Origin of the sequence: Streptomyces sp. NPDC059003 (genome assembly GCF_042740445.1) — a bacterium.
Lineage (GTDB): Bacteria > Actinomycetota > Actinomycetes > Streptomycetales > Streptomycetaceae > Streptomyces.
Genome location: NZ_JBHYJH010000132.1, coordinates 1 through 16,582 on the forward strand (window position 1 = coordinate 1; position 16,582 = coordinate 16,582).

Here is a 16,582-nt window from a genome sequence, read left to right on the forward strand (position 1 = left end):
GAGACAAAACCCCCACCCGCCCGCCCGCAGCCGGACCCCGGCCTCCCTCAGGAACCGAGCAGCTTCCGCACCCGCTCAGCCCCGACCGCAAGCAGCAGCGTCGGCAGCCGCGGCCCCGTCTCCCGCGTCACGAGGAGCCGGTACAGCAGGGCGAAGAAGGCCCGCTGCGCGACCTTGAGCTCCGGCGTCGGCTTGGCGTCGGGCGTGAGCCCGGCCATGACCTTCGGCACGCCGTACACCAGCGTGGTGAGCCCGTCGAGCGACCAGTGCGAGTCGAGCCCCTCAAGGAGCAGCCGCAGCGACTCGCGGCCCTCGTCGTCGAGGGAGGAGAGCAGCTCGGCGTCGGGCTCGGCGCGCACGATCGTGCGCGCCTCGACCGGCACCTGCGTGCTGATCCAGTTCTCGGCCTTGTCGAGCCGCGGCCGCACCTCGTCGAGCGAGGCGAGCGGCCGGTCCGGGTCGAGCTCGCCGAGGATCCGCAGGGTCTGGTCCTCCGCGCCCGCGGTGATGTCCGCGACGGACGCGAGCGTCCGGTACGGCAGCACGCGCGGCGTACGCGGCAGCTCACCCGCGGCGGTGCGCACGGCGCGCGAGTGCGCGGCGGCGTCGGCGGGCAGCGCGCTCCCGTCGGCGACCTTGGCCTCCAGCTTGTCCCACTCGTCGTAGAGCCGCTGGATCTCCTGGTCGAAGGCGATCTTGAAGGACTGGTTCGGCCTGCGGCGGGCGTACAGCCAGCGCAGGAGCGGCGCCTCCATGATCTTCAGCGCGTCGCCGGGCGTGGGCACGCCGCCGCGCGAGGACGACATCTTCGCCATCCCCGAGATGCCGACGAAGGCGTACATGGGGCCGATCGGCTGCACGCCGTCGAAGATCTGCCGCACGATCTGCCCGCCGACGACGAAGGACGACCCGGGCGAGGAGTGGTCGACGCCGCTCGGCTCGAAGATCACGCCCTCGTACGCCCAGCGCATGGGCCAGTCGACCTTCCAGACCAGCTTGCCGCGGTTGAACTCGCGAAGCAGCACGGTCTCGCCGAAGCCGCACGCCGTGCAGACGTACGCCAGCTCGGTCGTCTCGTCGTCGTACGACGTGACGGTCGTGAGGTCCTTGTCGCACTGGCCGCAGTACGGCTTGTACGGGAAGTACCCGGCGGAGCCGCCGCTGCCGTCGTCCTCGGCGGCGGCGCCGGAGCCCTCGGCGGCCTCGAGCTCGGCCTCGTCGACCGGCTTCTGCTGCTGCTTGCCCTTGGCCTTCGGCTTGCCGGTCGCCTTGTCCTTGGTGCGGTACTGGTCGAGGATCGCGTCGATGTCGCCGCGGTGCTTCATCGCGTGCAGGATCTGCTCGCGGTACGCGCCCGAGGTGTACATCTCGGTCTGGCTGATGCCGTCGAACTCGACGCCGAGGTCGCCGAGGGCCTCGATCATCGCGGCCTTGAAGTGCTCGGCCCAGTTCGGGTACGCGGACCCGGCGGGCGCGGGCACCGACGTCAGCGGCTTGCCGATGTGCTCGGCCCAGGACTCGTCGATCCCCGGGACACCGGCCGGGACCTTGCGGTACCGGTCGTAGTCGTCCCACGAGATCAGGTGCCGGACCTCGTACCCGCGGCGGCGGATCTCGTCGGCGACGAGGTGCGGGGTCATGACCTCGCGCAGGTTGCCCAGGTGAATGGGGCCGGAGGGGGACAGGCCGGAGGCGACCGTGATCACCGGCGCGGCGGCGCCAGAGTGTTTCGCGCCCGCGGCACGACGCTCCGACTCGGCGATGGTCTCGTCCGCGTAGCGGGAGACCCAGTCGGTGGTATCGCTGCTCTGAGCCACGATCGGCACGCCCTTCTCTTCTGCCTCGATGCGCCGGTACGTCAGTGCGTACCGCTAGACCGATCCATTCTCCACGATTCAGCCCGTCCGCCGTCTGAGGACGAGCGCGCAGCGCGACGGGGCGGGGTCCGCGACCGCAAAATCCCCTCGACACCCCATGGGATACTGACCGGGTCTATCCAAGCCCTCGAGGAGAACGGCACCCACTCCATGGCCTCGGTCCAGTCCCTCACCGCCTCCGTCCACCAGCGCCTCGCGGACGCCCTCTCGGCAGCCCTGCCGGAGGCCGGCACCGCCGACCCGCTGCTGCGACGCAGTGACCGGGCGGACTTCCAGGCCAACGGCATCCTCGCCCTCGCGAAGAAGGCGAAGGCGAACCCGCGCGAGCTCGCGACGAAGGTCGTCGAGGCGATCGACGCCCCGGACCTCCTGAAGGACGTCGAGGTCTCGGGCCCCGGCTTCCTGAACATCACGGTCACGGACAAGGCGATCACCGAGACGCTCGCGGCCCGCGCGGCCGACGCCGACCGCCTCGGCGTGCCCCTGAAGGCCGCGCCGGGCATCACGGTCATCGACTACGCCCAGCCGAACGTGGCGAAGGAGATGCACGTCGGCCACCTGCGCTCGGCGGTCATCGGCGACGCGCTGCGCGGCATGCTCGACTTCACCGGCGAGCAGACGATCGGCCGGCACCACATCGGCGACTGGGGCACCCAGTTCGGCATGCTCATCCAGTACCTGATCGAGAACCCCGAGGAGCTCGCCGGGGAGACCGACACGGACGGCGAGCAGGCCATCTCGAACCTGAACCGGGTCTACAAGGCGTCGCGCGCGGTCTTCGACGCCGACGAGGACTTCAAGGAGCGGGCCCGCAAGCGGGTCGTCGCCCTCCAGTCCGGCGACAAGGAGACCCTGGAGCTGTGGCAGCGGTTCGTGGACGAGTCGAAGGTCTACTTCTACTCGGTCTTCGAGAAGCTGGACATGGAGATCCGCGACGAGGAGATCGTCGGCGAGTCCGCGTACAACGACATGATGGCTCAGACCGCCCGCCTCCTTGAGGAGTCGGGCGTCGCCGTCCGCTCCGAGGGCGCGCTCGTCGTGTTCTTCGACGACATCAAGGGCAAGGACGACAAGCCGGTCCCGCTGATCGTGCAGAAGGCGGACGGCGGCTTCGGCTACGCGGCCTCGGACCTGTCCGCGATCCGCAACCGCGTCTTCGACCTGCACGCGACGACGCTCCTGTACGTCGTGGACGTGCGCCAGTCGCTGCACTTCAAGATGGTCTTCGAGGCGGCGCGGCGCATGGGCTGGCTGAACGACGACGTCACCGCGCACAACATGGGCTACGGCACGGTGCTCGGCGCGGACGGCAAGCCGTTCAAGACCCGTGAGGGCGAGACCGTGCGCCTGGAGGACCTGCTCGACGAGGCGGTGCAGCGTGCCGCCGAGGTCGTGCGCGAGAAGGCGCAGGACCTCACGGAGGACGAGATCCAGGAGCGGGCCACGCAGGTCGGCATCGGCGCGGTGAAGTACGCGGACCTGTCCACGTCGCCGAGCCGCGACTACAAGTTCGACCTGGACCAGATGGTCTCGCTCAACGGCGACACGTCGGTCTACCTCCAGTACGCGTACGCCCGCATCCAGTCGATCCTGCGCAAGGCGGGCGACGCCGAGCCGACCGCGCACGCGGACCTCGAGCTGGCCCCGGCCGAGCGCGGCCTCGGCCTGCACCTGGACGCGTTCGGCGACACGGTCTTCGAGGCCTCCGCGGAGTACGCCCCGCACAAGCTGGCCGCGTACCTGTACCAGCTGGCGTCGCTCTACACGACGTTCTACGACAAGTGCCCGGTCCTGAAGGCGGACACGGAGGCGCAGAGGGAGAACCGCCTGTTCCTCTGCGACCTGACGGCCCGCACCCTGCACCAGGGCATGTCCCTCCTGGGCATCAGGACCCCCGAGCGACTGTAGTCACCGGCCAGCTGCCCACACCGCTGTGGGCAGCTGGTCCGCCCAGAGGGCGGATCCCGACCCTTAAAGGCAGCCCACGCGCCGGGCAGCCCCTACGCCAAGCCCAGCCGAAGCCTCCGCAACCCCTCAGCGATCTCATCCGGCGTCTGCGTGACAAAGCACAGCCGCAGCGTCGCTGGGTCGGGGGCACCCGCATAGAACGGCGCCCCCGGCACGTACGCCACATCATGGGCGACAACCCCCCGCAGCAGAGCCGTCGCGTCGTACCCACCGGGCAACCGCACCCACAGGAACATCCCGCCCTCGGGCCGGTTCCACGTGGAACCGTCGGGCAGCGCGCCCGCGAGCCCCGCGAGCATGGCATCGCGCCGCTCCCGGTACGCCCCGGCCACCCGCGCCACGTGCGCGTCGAGGTCGTACCGCTCCAGGTACCACGCGGCGGCGAGCTGGTTGACGGTCGGCGTGTGCAGGTCGGCGGCCTGCTTGGCGATGGCGCAGGCGCGGCGGAGCGCGGCCGGGGCGCGCAGCCAGCCCAGGCGCATGCCGGGGGCCATGACCTTGGAGAAGCTGCCGAGCAGCACGGTGCGGTCCTCGGCGCCGGGGTGCGCGGCGATCCACGGCACCCGCTCGCCCTCGAAGCGCAGCTCCCCGTACGGGTCGTCCTCGACGATCCACAGGCCGCACCGCCCGGCGACCTCGGCGACGGCGGCGCGCCGCTCGGCGGGCATGGTCCGCCCGGTCGGGTTCTGGAACGTCGGCACGGTGTACAGGAGCTTCGGCCGGTGCTCGGCGATCAGCCCGGCGAGCGCGTCGGGGTCGACGCCGTGCGCGTCGCCCGGCACGGGCACGACGCGCGCGCCCGCGAACGCGAACACCTGGAGGGCCGCCAGGTAGCAGGGGTTCTCGACGAGGACGGTGTCGCCGGGCTCGACCAGCGCGGTGGCGAGCAGCGAGAGCGCCTGCTGCGAGCCGGTGGTGACGAGGACGTCGTCGGCGTCGGTGGCGAGTCCGTGGGCGGCGTGGCGGGCGGCTATGGCGGCGCGCAGGGCGGGCTCGCCCTCGGTCGTCGAGTACTGCAGGGCCCGGCCGGGCTGGGCCGCGAGGACCGCCTGGTACGCGGCGGCGACGCCCTCGGCGTCGAAGAACTCGGGCGCGGGCAGGCCGCCCGCGAAGTTGATGACCTCGGGGCGCGCGGTCACCGCGAGGATGTCCCGTACCGGCGAGCCGCCGATGGCGGCGGCGCGCGCGGCGAGCGGTGGCGTGGGGGCATCGGTGGCGGTGCTTGCGGTGACGGTCATCGCTGTTCCCTCTCGGTACGTGAGTCCCGGCAGGGTACGCACGTGCGTGCCGTCTACAACAGACATTTCGCGATACGGACGGTCCCCCTCCGCCCGCCCCTCCGCCCGCTGCCGCTCAGCCGCCCGTCGGCTTGTCCCACTTCTCGCCGCCGAGCGGCCACTGGTACTGCGGCCGTCCCCCGGCACCGCTGGTGCGGAACGGCTGCCCCCGGTCGTTCACGGCCAGCACCCCGTGCCGGTCGCCGCTCGACCACTCCACCTCCAGGTACCACGTCACGTACTTGGACGTGACGCCCGCCTTGACGTAGAAGACCTCGGGGTCGGACTCGCTCACCTTGTACGGGAAGCCGCGCTGCCCGTTCTTCGGCACGACGACGGGCCGCGGGGAGTCCAGGTCGACGCGGAAGGACCTGGTGGTCACGTCGCCGCCGCAGCCGACGCCGGTCGCGTAGTCGTTCCAGGCGAGCGGCGGCCGCGTCTGTACGACGCGCACGTTCATGCGGTTGAGTACGACGGTGTCCTTGCCGGTGCCCTGCAGCGTGACCTCGACGAACTGTTCGCCCGCGGGGACGGCGTCGAAGGCCCGCACCCAGGCGGGGGCCTCCGGCTCGGCGGGCGGCTGCGGCAGCTTGCCCGGGCCACGGTTCACGAGGAAGTGCTGGGTGCACTGGTTCTCGTAGGCGTAGGGCCGCACCCGGGCGGTCACTGGCGTCCCGCCTTGAGCGGTCTCCTTGGCGGAGGGCGACGTCGCGGTCTTGTCGGGCGCCGACGACTCCTTCGCGCGGCCTCTCTCGACCTCTTTCTCCTTGCGCTGACGACTCTGCTTCCGCTCGCCCTCGTGCTTCTCCTTGGGACTGGCGGACGGTGACCCGGAGGGCTTCTTCTCCGGGCCCGACTCCTTGGGCGCGTTCCCGGCGTCCACGTGCCGTCGCTGCCCACCCCCGGAATCGGGCTCCCCACCGGACGTACTCATGGCAAGGGCAACAGACCCGAGCGCGGCAACGACGACGGCGACAGAACCAACGACAAGGGGCCGACGAACCCTCCGCCGCCCCGACCGCGGACCACTGCTCGGCTGTGGGCAATCGTCCCGCAGGGCGGGACGGGTGGGCACAGCCTCAGGACCAGGTTCACCCGACTCCAAGGGCGCCGCATCCCCCGCCTCAGGCCGCTGGCCGCGCCCCCGCGAGGAATCCGCAATGATCCACCGCCGATGCACCTCCACCATTTCCTCAGGAGTCGCCTTGCACAGCCGTGCGAACCGTTCCACGGGAGCGAACTCCGTGGGCACGGCGGCCCCGTTCACATACCGGTGCAGCGTCGACGTACTCATGTGCAGCCGCTTGGCCAGCACCCCGTAACTGAGCCCCGACCGCTCCTTCAGTTCCTTCAGAAGGTCGCCGAACTCCCCTGCCCCCACCAGTCCTCCATCCCACGCGGCCGTTCCAGGCACTTGCCATTCCCCCAGGTCAGAGCCGGTACGGGCGTTCCAGCGTCCCGTAATCCCCGGCACCGCTGGCCCCCGGGACGGACATCCGTACAAGCTTCGAACATCCAAGCACGCCGCCCCCGGCACCCGACCGCGGCGCGCTCACCCCCGCACACCGTCCACACCCACCGAAAGGTTCATCCATGCGCACCCGCATGTTCGCCGCCGCCACCGTCGCCCTCGCGGCGCTGTCTCTCACGGCGTGCAACGACGACGGGGTGCGGGACGAGGGCGGCTCCGCCAAGCCCTCGAAATCCGCGACCGAAACGACGCCCGGAGGGGACAAGGGAGCCGACACCGGCTCCGGTGCCACGGGCGGCTCCTCCGGAGGCTCCGCGCCGGGAGGCACCGCGACCGGAGGCACCGCGACCGGAGGCAAGGACCAGGGGAAGGGCACCGGCAAGGGCAAGGGCGGCACCACCGACCCCTACGACCCCGCCAACCGCGTCCCCTGCACCGCCGCCAACACCTCGGTCACCGCGACCCCGGTCCAGCGCCCGCTGAACCACATGCTGATCACCGTCACGAACACCGGCTCGAAGATGTGCGACCTGAAGGGCTACCCGATCCTCAAGTTCGACCAGGCCCAGTCCGTGCCGCCGGTGATCGAGGAGAGCAAGCCGCAGGCGGTGACGTCCCTGAAGCCGGGCGCGAAGGGCTACGCCGCCGCGATCCTGTCCGCGGGCGACGGCAGCGGCGGCGAGGGCTACACGGCACAGAGCCTCAAGGTCGGCTTCCAGGGCAGCGACCGCATGGCCGACGCCGCCCTCCAGGCACGCGGCGTGCACGTCGACGACTCGCTGCGCGTCACGTACTGGCTGACCTCGTCGGCGGACGCGCTCACGTGACCCGTACCGCCTGACAAGCACCACCCACCCGCACGACCAGCACACCGAACAAACACCGAGCAAGCACCGAGCAAGCACCGAACAAGAGCAGAAAGGCACCACCACCATGCGCATCACCACCCGGGCCACCGCCACCGCCGCCGTCCTCACCCTGGCCGGCGCCGCGCTCACCGCCGCCGTGACGGGCGGCGTCGCCCAGGCCGCCGCCCCGACGAAGGCCTGTACCCCGGCCACCACCAAGGTGACCGTGAAGAAGGTCAGCAGCCCGATCAACCACCTGCTGCTCACCGCCAAGAACACCAGCACCAAGACGTGTGCCGCGTACGGCGCCCCGTACCTGCGCTTCGACGCCTCGCAGTCCCCCGTCCAGGCCGTCAAGGACAGCAAGCCGCAGGCGCTCGTCACGCTGAAGCCGGGCCAGACGGCCTACGCCGGGATCCTCACCGAGTCCCCCGAGGGCGGCCACGGCTACAAGTCCAAGAACCTGGGCGTCCAGTTCTCCAACCGCGCCATGAACGGCAGCACGGGCCCGGAGAAGATGCTGAAGCTCCCCGGCACCGGCGTGTACGTCAACAGCGCGGCGGCGGTCACCTACTGGCAGCGGAACGCGGCGGACGCGCTCAGCTGGTGACCCGGCCCGCGAGGGACCGCGAGAAGGCGTGAGAGCCCATGAGCGGGGTGCCGACACCGGCCCCCGCTCACTCGCCATCTCTTACTCACCCTCTTACTCACCACCCCTTACTCACCATTCCGTAAGTACCCCACTAATTAGTCGGTACTTGTCGGGACTTCCGGGCACGGCGAGGATCGAAGTGCTCCCAGAGAGCACATCAGACCCACCTCCTCCGAAGGAGCACCCATGCCCGCCACCCGCACCCCCTCCGACCGCCCCGTCTCCGTACTCGGCCTGGGCATGATGGGTTCCGCGCTCGCCGCGGCCCTGCTGAAGGCGGGCCACCCCGTGACGGTGTGGAACCGCACGGCGGCCAAGACGGGCCCCCTCGTCGCCCAGGGCGCGCGGCCCGCGGAGGCGGCGCGGGACGCGGTCACCGCGAGCCCGCTGGTGATCGCCTGCCTGACGACGAACGACAACGTGCGCGAGCTGCTCGCCCCGCTCGCGGACGACCTGCGCGGCCGCACCCTGGTGAACGTCACCAACGGCACGCCCTCCCAGGCCCGGGAGCTCGCGGACTGGGCGCGGGAGAACGGCGTGTCCTACGTCGACGGCGGCATCATGGCCATCCCGCAGATGATCGCGGGCCCGCACGCGTACGTCCTCTACAGCGGCGACGAGGACGCGTACGAGACGCACCGCGAGACGCTCGCGGCGTTCGGCGGCACCAAGTGGGTCGGCACGGACGCGGGCCTGGCCGCGCTGTGGGACCTGTCGCTGCTCACCGGCATGTACGGCATGGTGATGGGCGTCATGCAGGCCTTCGCGATGACCGGCAGCGCGGGCGTGCCCGCGAAGGAGTTCGCGCCGCTCCTCGCCGAGTGGGTCACCGCGATGACGCAGGGCCTGGTCCCGGGCTCCGCGGAGGCCCTGGACTCGGGGCAGCACCTCACCGACGTATCCAGCCTCGCGGTGAACCAGGCGGCCTTCCCCAACCTCCTCGCCACCTTCGCCGAACAGGGCGTCAGCGACGAGCTGTTCACGGGCGTGCAGCCGCTCCTGGACCGCGCGGTCGCGCAGGGCCACGCGGCTGACGGCATGTCCCGCCTCTCCGAGCTCCTCAAGCGGCGCTGACCGCCCTCACGGCAGCAGCACCACCTTGCCCGTCGTCTCCCGCCGCTCCAGGGCCGCGTGCGCCTCGGCCGCGTGCGCCAGCGGGAAGGACTGCACGGCGGGCACCAGGCGGCCCTCGGCGACGGCGTCGAGGGCACGGGCCTCGTAGCCGGGCCGGTCCTCGGGGCGGGCGAGCAGGTCGAGCAGCGCGTTGACGACGCCGATCCGCCGGTCGGCGCGGACGTCCGCGTCGGGGACGAACTCGACCTGGGACGCGGAGCCGATGGACACGAAACGGCCGCCGTCGCCGATGAGTCCGAAGGCGGTGGCGGCCTTCTCCCCGCCCACGCCGTCGAGGACGACGGTGACGGGCCGCTCGGCGCCGAGGAGTCGGCGTACGGCGTCGTCCCAGCCGTCCTCGTTGTAGTCGACGGCCTCGGCGCCCAGCTTCCGTACGGCGGCGGTCTTGCCGGGGCCGCCCGCCGCGCCGACGACGGTGGCGCCGACGCTGAGCGCGTACTGGACGACGAGCCGCCCGATCCCGCCGGCGGCGGAGGTCACAAGGACCACGTCGTCGGCGGTGAGCCGGGCGATGTCGAGGAGCCCGATCGTGGTGGCGCCGGTGACGACCATGGCGACGGCGTCCTGGAACCCGGTGCCGCCGGGGACGGCGTGCACCTGCGCGATGTCGGCGACGGCGAGCTCGGCGTACCCGCCGGGCGCCCCGTACGCGGTCACGACGGACCGGCCGAGCCAGGCCGGGTCCACGCCGGGGCCGACGGAGTCCACGACTCCGGCGACCTCGCCGCCCATGACGCTCGGCAGCTCCGGCAGCGGCGGCGCAAGATCGCTGGCGGCGCCCGCCCGCATCACGGTCTCGATGAAGTGGACCCCGGCCGCCCGCACGGCGATCCGCACCTGCCCGGGCCCCGGCTCGGGGTCGGGCAGGGTCTCGTACACCAGGTTCTCGGCGGGTCCGAACGCGCGCAGTACGACGGCGTGCATCTGAAGTCCTCCCTGAGGGGAAACGAACGACGTGATGCACCCACCCTCGAACTTCAACCAAGGTTGAAGTCAAGGCCGCCCCGAAAGCCCCGCTCGGAGACTCAGAGCCTCAAAGACTCAGAGACTCAGAGCTGGCGCGCGACCTCGGTGGCCCAGTAGGTGAGGATCATGTTCGCGCCGGCCCGCTTGATCCCGAGCAGGGACTCCATGATCGCCCGGTCCCGGTCGATCCACCCGCGCTCGGCGGCGGCCTGGATCATCGCGTACTCGCCGGAGATCTGGTACGCGGCCACGGGCACGTCCACGCGCTCCGCCACCTTGGCCAGGATGTCGAGGTAGGGCCCGGCGGGCTTCACCATCACCATGTCGGCGCCCTCCTCCAGGTCGAGCGCCAACTCCCGCAGGGACTCACGGCTGTTGGCCGGGTCCTGCTGGTAGGTCTTGCGGTCGCCCTTGAGCGAGGACCCGACGGCTTCCCGGAACGGCCCGTAGAAGGCGGACGAGTACTTGGCGGTGTACGCGAGGATCGAGACGTCCTCGTGCCCGGTCTGGTCCAACGCGTCGCGGATGACGCCGACCTGACCGTCCATCATCCCGCTCGGCCCGACCACGTGCGCGCCGGCGTCGGCCTGGACCTGCGCCATCTCGGCGTACCGCTCCAGGGTGGCATCGTTGTCGACCCGCCCCTCGTCGTCGAGCACGCCGCAGTGCCCGTGATCGGTCGTCTCGTCGAGACACAGGTCCGACATGACGAGGAGGTCGTCCCCGACCTCGGCCCGCACATCGCGGATCGCGACCTGCAGAATCCCGTCGGGGTCGGTGCCCGGCGTGCCGGCGGCGTCCTTCTTCGACTCCTCCGGCACCCCGAAGAGCATGATCCCCGAGACCCCCGCCTCCAGCGCCTCCACGGCCGCCTTCTTCAGGGTGTCCCGCGTGTGCTGGACGACGCCCGGCATCGACGCGATCTCGACGGGCGAACCGATCCCCTCCCGCACGAACGCGGGCAGGATCAGATCGGCCGGATGCAGCCGCGTCTCGGCGACCATGCGCCGCATCGCAGGACTGGTACGCAGCCGCCGAGGCCGCGACCCGGGAAACGAACCGTAAGCATTCACTCTTGCCTCCACAGTTTCTAGCCCGTCCGGCGTTTGAGGACGAGGCGCGGAGCGCCGACAAGGCGGGGGTCCAGGGGGCGGCAGCCCCCTGGTTCGGGAAGGGGCGGGCCTGGGGCGCCCCCCGCGAGGGAACCCCTACGGCGCCGCGGCCCGACGCCTACGCGCCCCCGGCCGCCGCTCACTAGGCCGAGTAACAGGATCCCCCGCCTCCAGCGCAGCCGCTCGACGCCTCGCCCCGAACTCCGCAAGCGCCGCAGCCAACTTGTGCACGGAAGGCTCCGGAGCCATCACGTCCACCCGCAGCCCGTGCTCCTCCGCGGTCTTCGCGGTGGCGGGCCCGATACAGGCGATGACGGTCACGTTGTGCGGCTTGCCGGCGATCCCGACGAGATTGCGCACCGTACTGCTCGACGTGAAGAGCACGGCGTCGAAGCCACCGCCCTTGATGGCCTCCCGCGTCTCCGCGGGCGGCGGCGACGCGCGCACGGTCCGGTAGGCGGTGACGTCGTCGACCTCCCACCCGAGGTCGATGAGCCCGGCGACCAGCGTCTCCGTGGCGATGTCCGCACGCGGCAGGAACACCCGGTCGATCGGGTCGAAAACAGGGTCGTAAGGAGGCCAGTCCTCAAGGAGACCGGCGGCGGACTGCTCCCCACTGGGCACCAGATCCGGCTTCACACCGAACGCGACGAGCGCGGCAGCCGTCTGCTCCCCCACCGCCGCGACCTTGATGCCCGCGAAGGCGCGGGCGTCGAGCCCGTACTCCTCGAACTTCTCGCGCACGGCCTTGACCGCGTTCACCGACGTGAAGGCGATCCACTCGTAGCGCCCGGTCACGAGGCCCTTGACGGCCCGCTCCATCTGCTGCGGCGTCCGCGGCGGCTCGACGGCGATCGTCGGCACCTCGTGCGGCACCGCGCCGTACGAACGGAGCTGGTCGGAGAGCGACGCCGCCTGCTCCTTCGTACGCGGTACGAGCACCCGCCACCCGAAGAGCGGCTTCGACTCGAACCACGACAGCTGGTCGCGCTGGGCGGCGGCGGAGCGCTCACCGACCACGGCTATGACGGGCTGGCCCCCGTCCGGCGACGGGAGGACCTTCGCCTGCTTGAGGACCTGCGCGATGGTGCCGAGCGTCGCCGTCCACGTGCGCTGCCGCGTCGTGGTGCCCGCGACCGTCACCGTCATCGGCGTATCGGGCTTGCGCCCGGCGGTCACCAGCTCACCGGCGGCCGCGGCGACCGAGTCCAGGGACGTCGACACGACGACGGTCCCGTCGGAGGCGCCGACCTCCCCCCAGCACCGCTCCGACGCCGTGCGCGCGTCGACGAACCGCACGTCGGTGCCCTGGGCGTCCCGCAGCGGCACGCCCGCGTAGGCCGGCACGCCGACCGCGGCCGCGATGCCCGGCACCACCTCGAAGGGGATGCCCTCGGCGGCGCAGGCCAGCATCTCCTCGGCGGCGTCCGTGTCCAGGCCGGGATCGCCGCCCACCGCACGCACGACCCGCTTGCCGCCCCGCGCGGCCGCCATGACAAGATTGGCCGCAGCCTCAGGCCGGGCAGTCGACGGCGCCTCGGCGCCGCCTGACGTGCCGTCAGCCGTGCTGGCGTCCTGCGCGAGAGGTGTGTCCACACCCCCTCGCGCGTGCACCTGGACGACTGCGAGCACATCCGGCTCGGCGATCAGCACATCCGCTCGGGACAGCGCCTCGACGGCGCGCAGGGTCAGCAGTCCCGGATCTCCGGGTCCGGCACCGAGAAAGGTGACGTGCCCGTGTGCGGGAAGGCCGGGAAGGTTCGAGGTGGGGCTCAAAGTGCTCGCTCCCCCATCAGACCGGCCGCGCCCTTGGCGAGCATCTCGGCGGCGAGTTCCCGCCCGAGTTCCTTCGCCTGCTCTTCCGTCGTGGGCACGGGACCGGTGGTGGACAGCTGCACCAGCGACGAGCCGTCGGTGGCACCGACGACGCCGCGCAGGCGCATTTCCTTGACAATCTGCCCGTCGGCCAGCAAGTCGGCCACCGCGCCAACAGGCGCGCTGCAACCGGCTTCCAGGGCGGCGAGCAGGGATCGCTCGGCGGTCACGGCGACCCGCGTGTACGGGTCGTCGAGCTCGGCGAGCGTGGCGATCAGCTCCGCGTTCGACGCGAGGCACTCGATCGCCAGGGCCCCCTGGCCGGGGGCGGGCAGAACCATGTCGACCGACAGGAAGTCGGTCACTTCGTCGATCCGGCCGACGCGGCGCAGGCCGGCGGCGGCGAGGACGACGGCATCGAGCTCTCCGGCGTGCACGTATCCGACGCGGGTGTCGATGTTCCCGCGGATCGGCACGGTCTCGATGGTCATGCCGTGACTGCGGGCGTACGCGTTGAGCTGCGCCATGCGACGCGGCGAACCGGTGCCCACGCGGGCCCCGGCCGGCAGCTCGGCGAACGTCAGGCCGTCGCGCGCGACGAGCACGTCCCGCGGGTCCTCGCGCTCCGGCACCGCGGCGAGCGCGAGCTCGGGGGACTGCGCGGTCGGCAGATCCTTCAGCGAGTGCACGGCGAAGTCGACCTCGCCGGCCCGCAGCGCGTCGCGCAGCGCGGTGGCGAACACACCGGTGCCGCCGATCTGCGCCAGGTGCTCGCGCGACGTGTCGCCGTACGTCGTGATCTCCACGAGCTCGACGGGACGGCCCGTCAGCTCCCTCACCTGCTCGGCCACCTGCCCGGACTGGGCCATGGCGAGCCTGCTGCGCCTGGTCCCGAGCCGGAGTGCACTCTGGGTCATGCGCGGCCTCGCTTCGGATCGTCGTTCTGGTGGAGCTGGCCCAGCTGGCTGAGCTGGGCGTTCGGGGCGCCCTGGCTGTTCTGGGCGCCGGGCAGGTCGGCTCGGGAGACGGCCGCGACCGTCTCCGGGTCGAGGTCGAAGAGCGTGCGCAGCGCGTCCGCGTACCCGGCGCCGCCGGGCTCGCTCGCCAGCTGCTTCACCCGCACCGTCGGCGCGTGCAGAAGCTTGTCGACGACGCGCTTGACGGTCTGCGTGATCTCCGCGCGCTCCTTCTCGCCGAGGCCGGGAAGGCGCCCGTCGAGCCGGGTGATCTCGCTGGTGACGACGTCGGCGGCCATGGTGCGCAGCGCGACGACGGTCGGCGCGACGTGCGCGGCCCGCTGCGCGGCACCGAACGCGGCGACCTCGTCGGCGACGATCGTGCGCACGGCGTCCACGTCGGCGGCCATCGGCGCGTCGGCGGAAGCTTCCGCCAGGGACTCGATGTCGACGAGCCGCACCCGCTCCAGGCGGTGCACGGCCGCGTCGATGTCCCGGGGCATGGCCAGGTCGAGCAGGGCGAGCGCGACACCACGGGCGGGGTGGACGTGAGCGCGGGCCACGGCCGTCGCGGCCCGCGGCACCGACGCGCCGCCCACCGCGGGGCTGTTGTCGACCAGGGCGCCGTGCTGCTCGTACGCGGTGGCCTCACCGATGCCGGGGCCCGCGGCGGGCTCCGTGGCGGCGTCCGCGGCGTCGGCGTCGGGCGTGATGACGCAGGCGTCGTCCGCGCAGGCGTACGCGGCGTCGCCGTCCACCGGGGCCGGACGTCCGGACACCGCCGCGGCGACGTCGGCGCCCGTGAGGACGAGGCCGGTCGCGCCGGTGCAGGAAACGGCCACGTCGGCACGTGTCAGTTCGGCTGCCACGGCGTCCATCCGGACGGCCCGCGCGGTCACGCCCGTGCCGCCCTCACCCAAGATCTGGGCGAGCCGCTCGGCCCGCTCCAGGGTGCGGTTGGCGATGACGACCTCGTCGACCCCGGACCGCGCGAGCGTCGCCGCGGCGAGGGACGACATGGAGCCCGCGCCGATCACCAGGGCACGCTTGCCCTTGGCCCACGCGTCCACCGACTCGCGCCCGGCGAGCTGTTCGAGGCCGAACGTCACGAGGGACTGCCCGGCCCGGTCGATGCCGGTCTCCGAGTGCGCCCGCTTGCCGACCCGCAGCGCCTGCTGGAACAGGTCGTTGAGCAGCCGCCCCGCGGTGTGCAGGTCCTGCGCGCGCGCCAGGGCGTCCTTGATCTGGCCGAGGATCTGCCCCTCGCCCACGACCATCGAGTCGAGCCCGCACGCCACCGAGAACAGGTGGTGCACCGCCCGGTCCTCGTAGTGCACGTACAGATAAGGAGTGAGCTCTTCGAGGCCCACGCCGCTGTGCTGCGCGAGCAGCGTCGACAGCTCGGCGACGCCCGCGTGGAACTTGTCCACGTCCGCGTACAGCTCGATGCGGTTGCAGGTGGCGAGCACCGCGGCCTCGGCGGCGGGCTCGGCGGCCAGCGTGTCCTGGAGCAGCCTGGCCTGCGCCTCAGGGGTGAGCGCCGCGCGTTCGAGGACGCTCACCGGGGCGCTGCGGTGGCTGAGGCCTACGACGAGGAGACTCATGCCGGCATCACGGCGGGTACGTCCCCGTCGGGTCCCTTGCGCTCCTGCTTGGCCGCGGCGGGCGCGGTGGCGGAGCCGTCGCCGCCTTCCTCGCCGGCCTTGCGCTGCTCGTGGAAGGCGAGGATCTGCAGCTCGATGGAGAGGTCGACCTTGCGCACGTCGACGCCGTCCGGAACGGTCAGGACGGTCGGTGCGAAGTTCAGGATGGACGTGACGCCGGCGGCGACGAGGCGGTCGCACACCTGCTGCGCGGCACCGGCGGGGGTCGCGATCACGCCGATCGAGACGCCGTTGTCGGTGATGATCCGCTCGAGGTCGTCGGTGTGCTGCACCGGCATGCCCGCGACGGGCTTGCCCGCCATCGCCGGGTCGGCGTCGATCAGGGCGGCCACGCGGAACCCGCGCGAGGCGAACCCGCCGTAATTGGCCAGGGCCGCGCCGAGGTTACCGATGCCGACGATGACAACCGGCCAGTCCTGGGTCAGGCCGAGCTCACGGGAGATCTGGTAGACGAGGTACTCGACGTCGTAGCCGACACCGCGCGTTCCGTACGAGCCGAGGTACGAGAAGTCCTTGCGCAGCTTCGCGGAGTTGACCCCCGCGGCGGCCGCGAGCTCCTCGGAGGAGACCGTGGGCACGGAGCGCTCCGACAGTGCGGTCAGCGCCCTCAGGTACAGCGGAAGCCTGGCGACGGTGGCCTCGGGGATCCCTCGGCTACGGGTCGCCGGTCGGTGAGTTCGGCCAGTTGCCACGGTGCTCCTGCGGGTAGAGCGGGGCTGCGGGCGGCCCCACGTCCCAAGACCGCCCCGTCGACAGCAGGCTATGTCTTTGTGAACGCGTGCACAAAGATGGTGTCCGATTTGCCCGGCCAACGTGACCGGCGTCACGCGCCCCCGGCGCGC

General features: G+C 71.9%; 13 protein-coding genes and 1 pseudogene. 4 read left to right on the forward strand and 10 right to left on the reverse strand.

Features of this window, described 5'->3' with window-relative positions:
- Window positions 1–47: 47 nt before the first annotated feature.
- Window positions 48–1,826 carry a lysine--tRNA ligase gene (lysS, locus tag ACFWZ5_RS33665; RefSeq protein ID WP_384796443.1) on the reverse strand — a complete coding sequence of 593 codons (1,779 nt, stop codon included), beginning with the start codon at window positions 1,824–1,826 and terminating at the stop codon, window positions 48–50.
- A gap of 201 nt (window positions 1,827–2,027) precedes the next feature.
- Between lysS and argS the strand changes: the two genes are divergently transcribed.
- Window positions 2,028–3,785 carry an arginine--tRNA ligase gene (argS, locus tag ACFWZ5_RS33670; RefSeq protein WP_384796441.1) on the forward strand — a complete coding sequence of 586 codons (1,758 nt, stop codon included), beginning with the start codon at window positions 2,028–2,030 and terminating at the stop codon, window positions 3,783–3,785.
- Window positions 3,786–3,877: 92 nt separating this feature from the next.
- Here the strand turns inward: argS and ACFWZ5_RS33675 are convergent, their stop codons facing one another.
- From ACFWZ5_RS33675 to ACFWZ5_RS33685, 3 genes and pseudogenes are all read right to left on the reverse strand, one after another.
- Window positions 3,878–5,083, reverse strand: coding sequence for a PLP-dependent aminotransferase family protein (locus ACFWZ5_RS33675; protein ID WP_384796439.1), 1,206 nt, complete (start codon window positions 5,081–5,083; stop codon window positions 3,878–3,880).
- 115 nt (window positions 5,084–5,198) lie between these two features.
- A complete protein-coding gene (locus ACFWZ5_RS33680) occupies window positions 5,199–6,005 on the reverse strand; it encodes a hypothetical protein (RefSeq protein ID WP_384796445.1) in 807 nt (268 codons plus the stop codon).
- 360 nt (window positions 6,006–6,365) lie between these two features.
- Window positions 6,366–6,659: pseudogene (locus tag ACFWZ5_RS33685) on the reverse strand (helix-turn-helix domain-containing protein); the annotation flags it as partial.
- A gap of 56 nt (window positions 6,660–6,715) precedes the next feature.
- Between ACFWZ5_RS33685 and ACFWZ5_RS33690 the strand changes: the two are divergent.
- From ACFWZ5_RS33690 to ACFWZ5_RS33700, 3 genes are all read left to right on the forward strand, one after another.
- A complete protein-coding gene (locus tag ACFWZ5_RS33690; protein WP_384796437.1) occupies window positions 6,716–7,420 on the forward strand; it encodes a DUF4232 domain-containing protein in 705 nt (234 codons plus the stop codon).
- Window positions 7,421–7,526: 106 nt separating this feature from the next.
- Window positions 7,527–8,051: a DUF4232 domain-containing protein gene (locus ACFWZ5_RS33695; RefSeq protein WP_384796435.1), complete on the forward strand. Its 525-nt coding sequence runs from the start codon at window positions 7,527–7,529 to the stop codon at window positions 8,049–8,051.
- A gap of 228 nt (window positions 8,052–8,279) precedes the next feature.
- Window positions 8,280–9,167 (forward strand): NAD(P)-dependent oxidoreductase, encoded by an 888-nt coding sequence (locus tag ACFWZ5_RS33700; RefSeq protein WP_384796432.1) that lies wholly within the window; start codon window positions 8,280–8,282, stop codon window positions 9,165–9,167.
- 6 nt (window positions 9,168–9,173) lie between these two features.
- On the opposite strand, the gene ACFWZ5_RS33705 is transcribed toward ACFWZ5_RS33700, so the two are convergent.
- The 6 genes from ACFWZ5_RS33705 to ACFWZ5_RS33730 all read right to left on the reverse strand — a co-directional run bounded on the left by ACFWZ5_RS33705 (window position 9,174) and on the right by ACFWZ5_RS33730 (window position 16,432).
- The gene (locus ACFWZ5_RS33705) at window positions 9,174–10,151 is read right to left on the reverse strand and encodes a zinc-binding dehydrogenase (RefSeq protein WP_384796430.1); all 978 of its coding nucleotides are present in this window, start codon (window positions 10,149–10,151) and stop codon (window positions 9,174–9,176) included.
- A 125-nt stretch (window positions 10,152–10,276) separates the two neighbouring features.
- Window positions 10,277–11,266: a porphobilinogen synthase gene (gene hemB / locus ACFWZ5_RS33710; RefSeq protein ID WP_384796428.1), complete on the reverse strand. Its 990-nt coding sequence runs from the start codon at window positions 11,264–11,266 to the stop codon at window positions 10,277–10,279.
- A 135-nt stretch (window positions 11,267–11,401) separates the two neighbouring features.
- Window positions 11,402–13,081 (reverse strand): uroporphyrinogen-III synthase, encoded by a 1,680-nt coding sequence (locus ACFWZ5_RS33715; protein ID WP_384796426.1) that lies wholly within the window; start codon window positions 13,079–13,081, stop codon window positions 11,402–11,404.
- Complete coding sequence (gene hemC / locus ACFWZ5_RS33720) at window positions 13,078–14,037, reverse strand: hydroxymethylbilane synthase (protein WP_384796424.1); 960 nt, start codon at window positions 14,035–14,037, stop codon at window positions 13,078–13,080. The genes ACFWZ5_RS33715 and hemC overlap by 4 nt, the downstream gene beginning before the upstream one ends.
- Window positions 14,034–15,680 carry a glutamyl-tRNA reductase gene (locus tag ACFWZ5_RS33725; RefSeq protein ID WP_384796422.1) on the reverse strand — a complete coding sequence of 549 codons (1,647 nt, stop codon included), beginning with the start codon at window positions 15,678–15,680 and terminating at the stop codon, window positions 14,034–14,036. Before ACFWZ5_RS33725 ends, hemC begins: the two co-directional genes overlap by 4 nt.
- Window positions 15,677–16,432 carry a redox-sensing transcriptional repressor Rex gene (locus ACFWZ5_RS33730; RefSeq protein ID WP_384796420.1) on the reverse strand — a complete coding sequence of 252 codons (756 nt, stop codon included), beginning with the start codon at window positions 16,430–16,432 and terminating at the stop codon, window positions 15,677–15,679. The genes ACFWZ5_RS33725 and ACFWZ5_RS33730 overlap by 4 nt, the downstream gene beginning before the upstream one ends.
- Window positions 16,433–16,582 lie beyond the last annotated feature (150 nt).

Excerpts from the sequence above, each read along its gene's own strand:
- argS (WP_384796441.1), top strand. The coding sequence starts at position 2,028 with ATGGCCTCGGTCCAGTCCCTCACCGCCTCCGTCCACCAGCGCCTCGCG.
- ACFWZ5_RS33700 (WP_384796432.1), top strand. The coding sequence starts at position 8,280 with ATGCCCGCCACCCGCACCCCCTCCGACCGCCCCGTCTCCGTACTCGGC.
- ACFWZ5_RS33690 (WP_384796437.1), top strand. The coding sequence starts at position 6,716 with ATGCGCACCCGCATGTTCGCCGCCGCCACCGTCGCCCTCGCGGCGCTG.
- ACFWZ5_RS33695 (WP_384796435.1), top strand. The coding sequence starts at position 7,527 with ATGCGCATCACCACCCGGGCCACCGCCACCGCCGCCGTCCTCACCCTG.
- ACFWZ5_RS33705 (WP_384796430.1), bottom strand. The coding sequence starts at position 10,151 with ATGCACGCCGTCGTACTGCGCGCGTTCGGACCCGCCGAGAACCTGGTG.
- ACFWZ5_RS33725 (WP_384796422.1), bottom strand. The coding sequence starts at position 15,680 with ATGAGTCTCCTCGTCGTAGGCCTCAGCCACCGCAGCGCCCCGGTGAGC.
- hemC (WP_384796424.1), bottom strand. The coding sequence starts at position 14,037 with ATGACCCAGAGTGCACTCCGGCTCGGGACCAGGCGCAGCAGGCTCGCC.
- ACFWZ5_RS33675 (WP_384796439.1), bottom strand. The coding sequence starts at position 5,083 with ATGACCGTCACCGCAAGCACCGCCACCGATGCCCCCACGCCACCGCTC.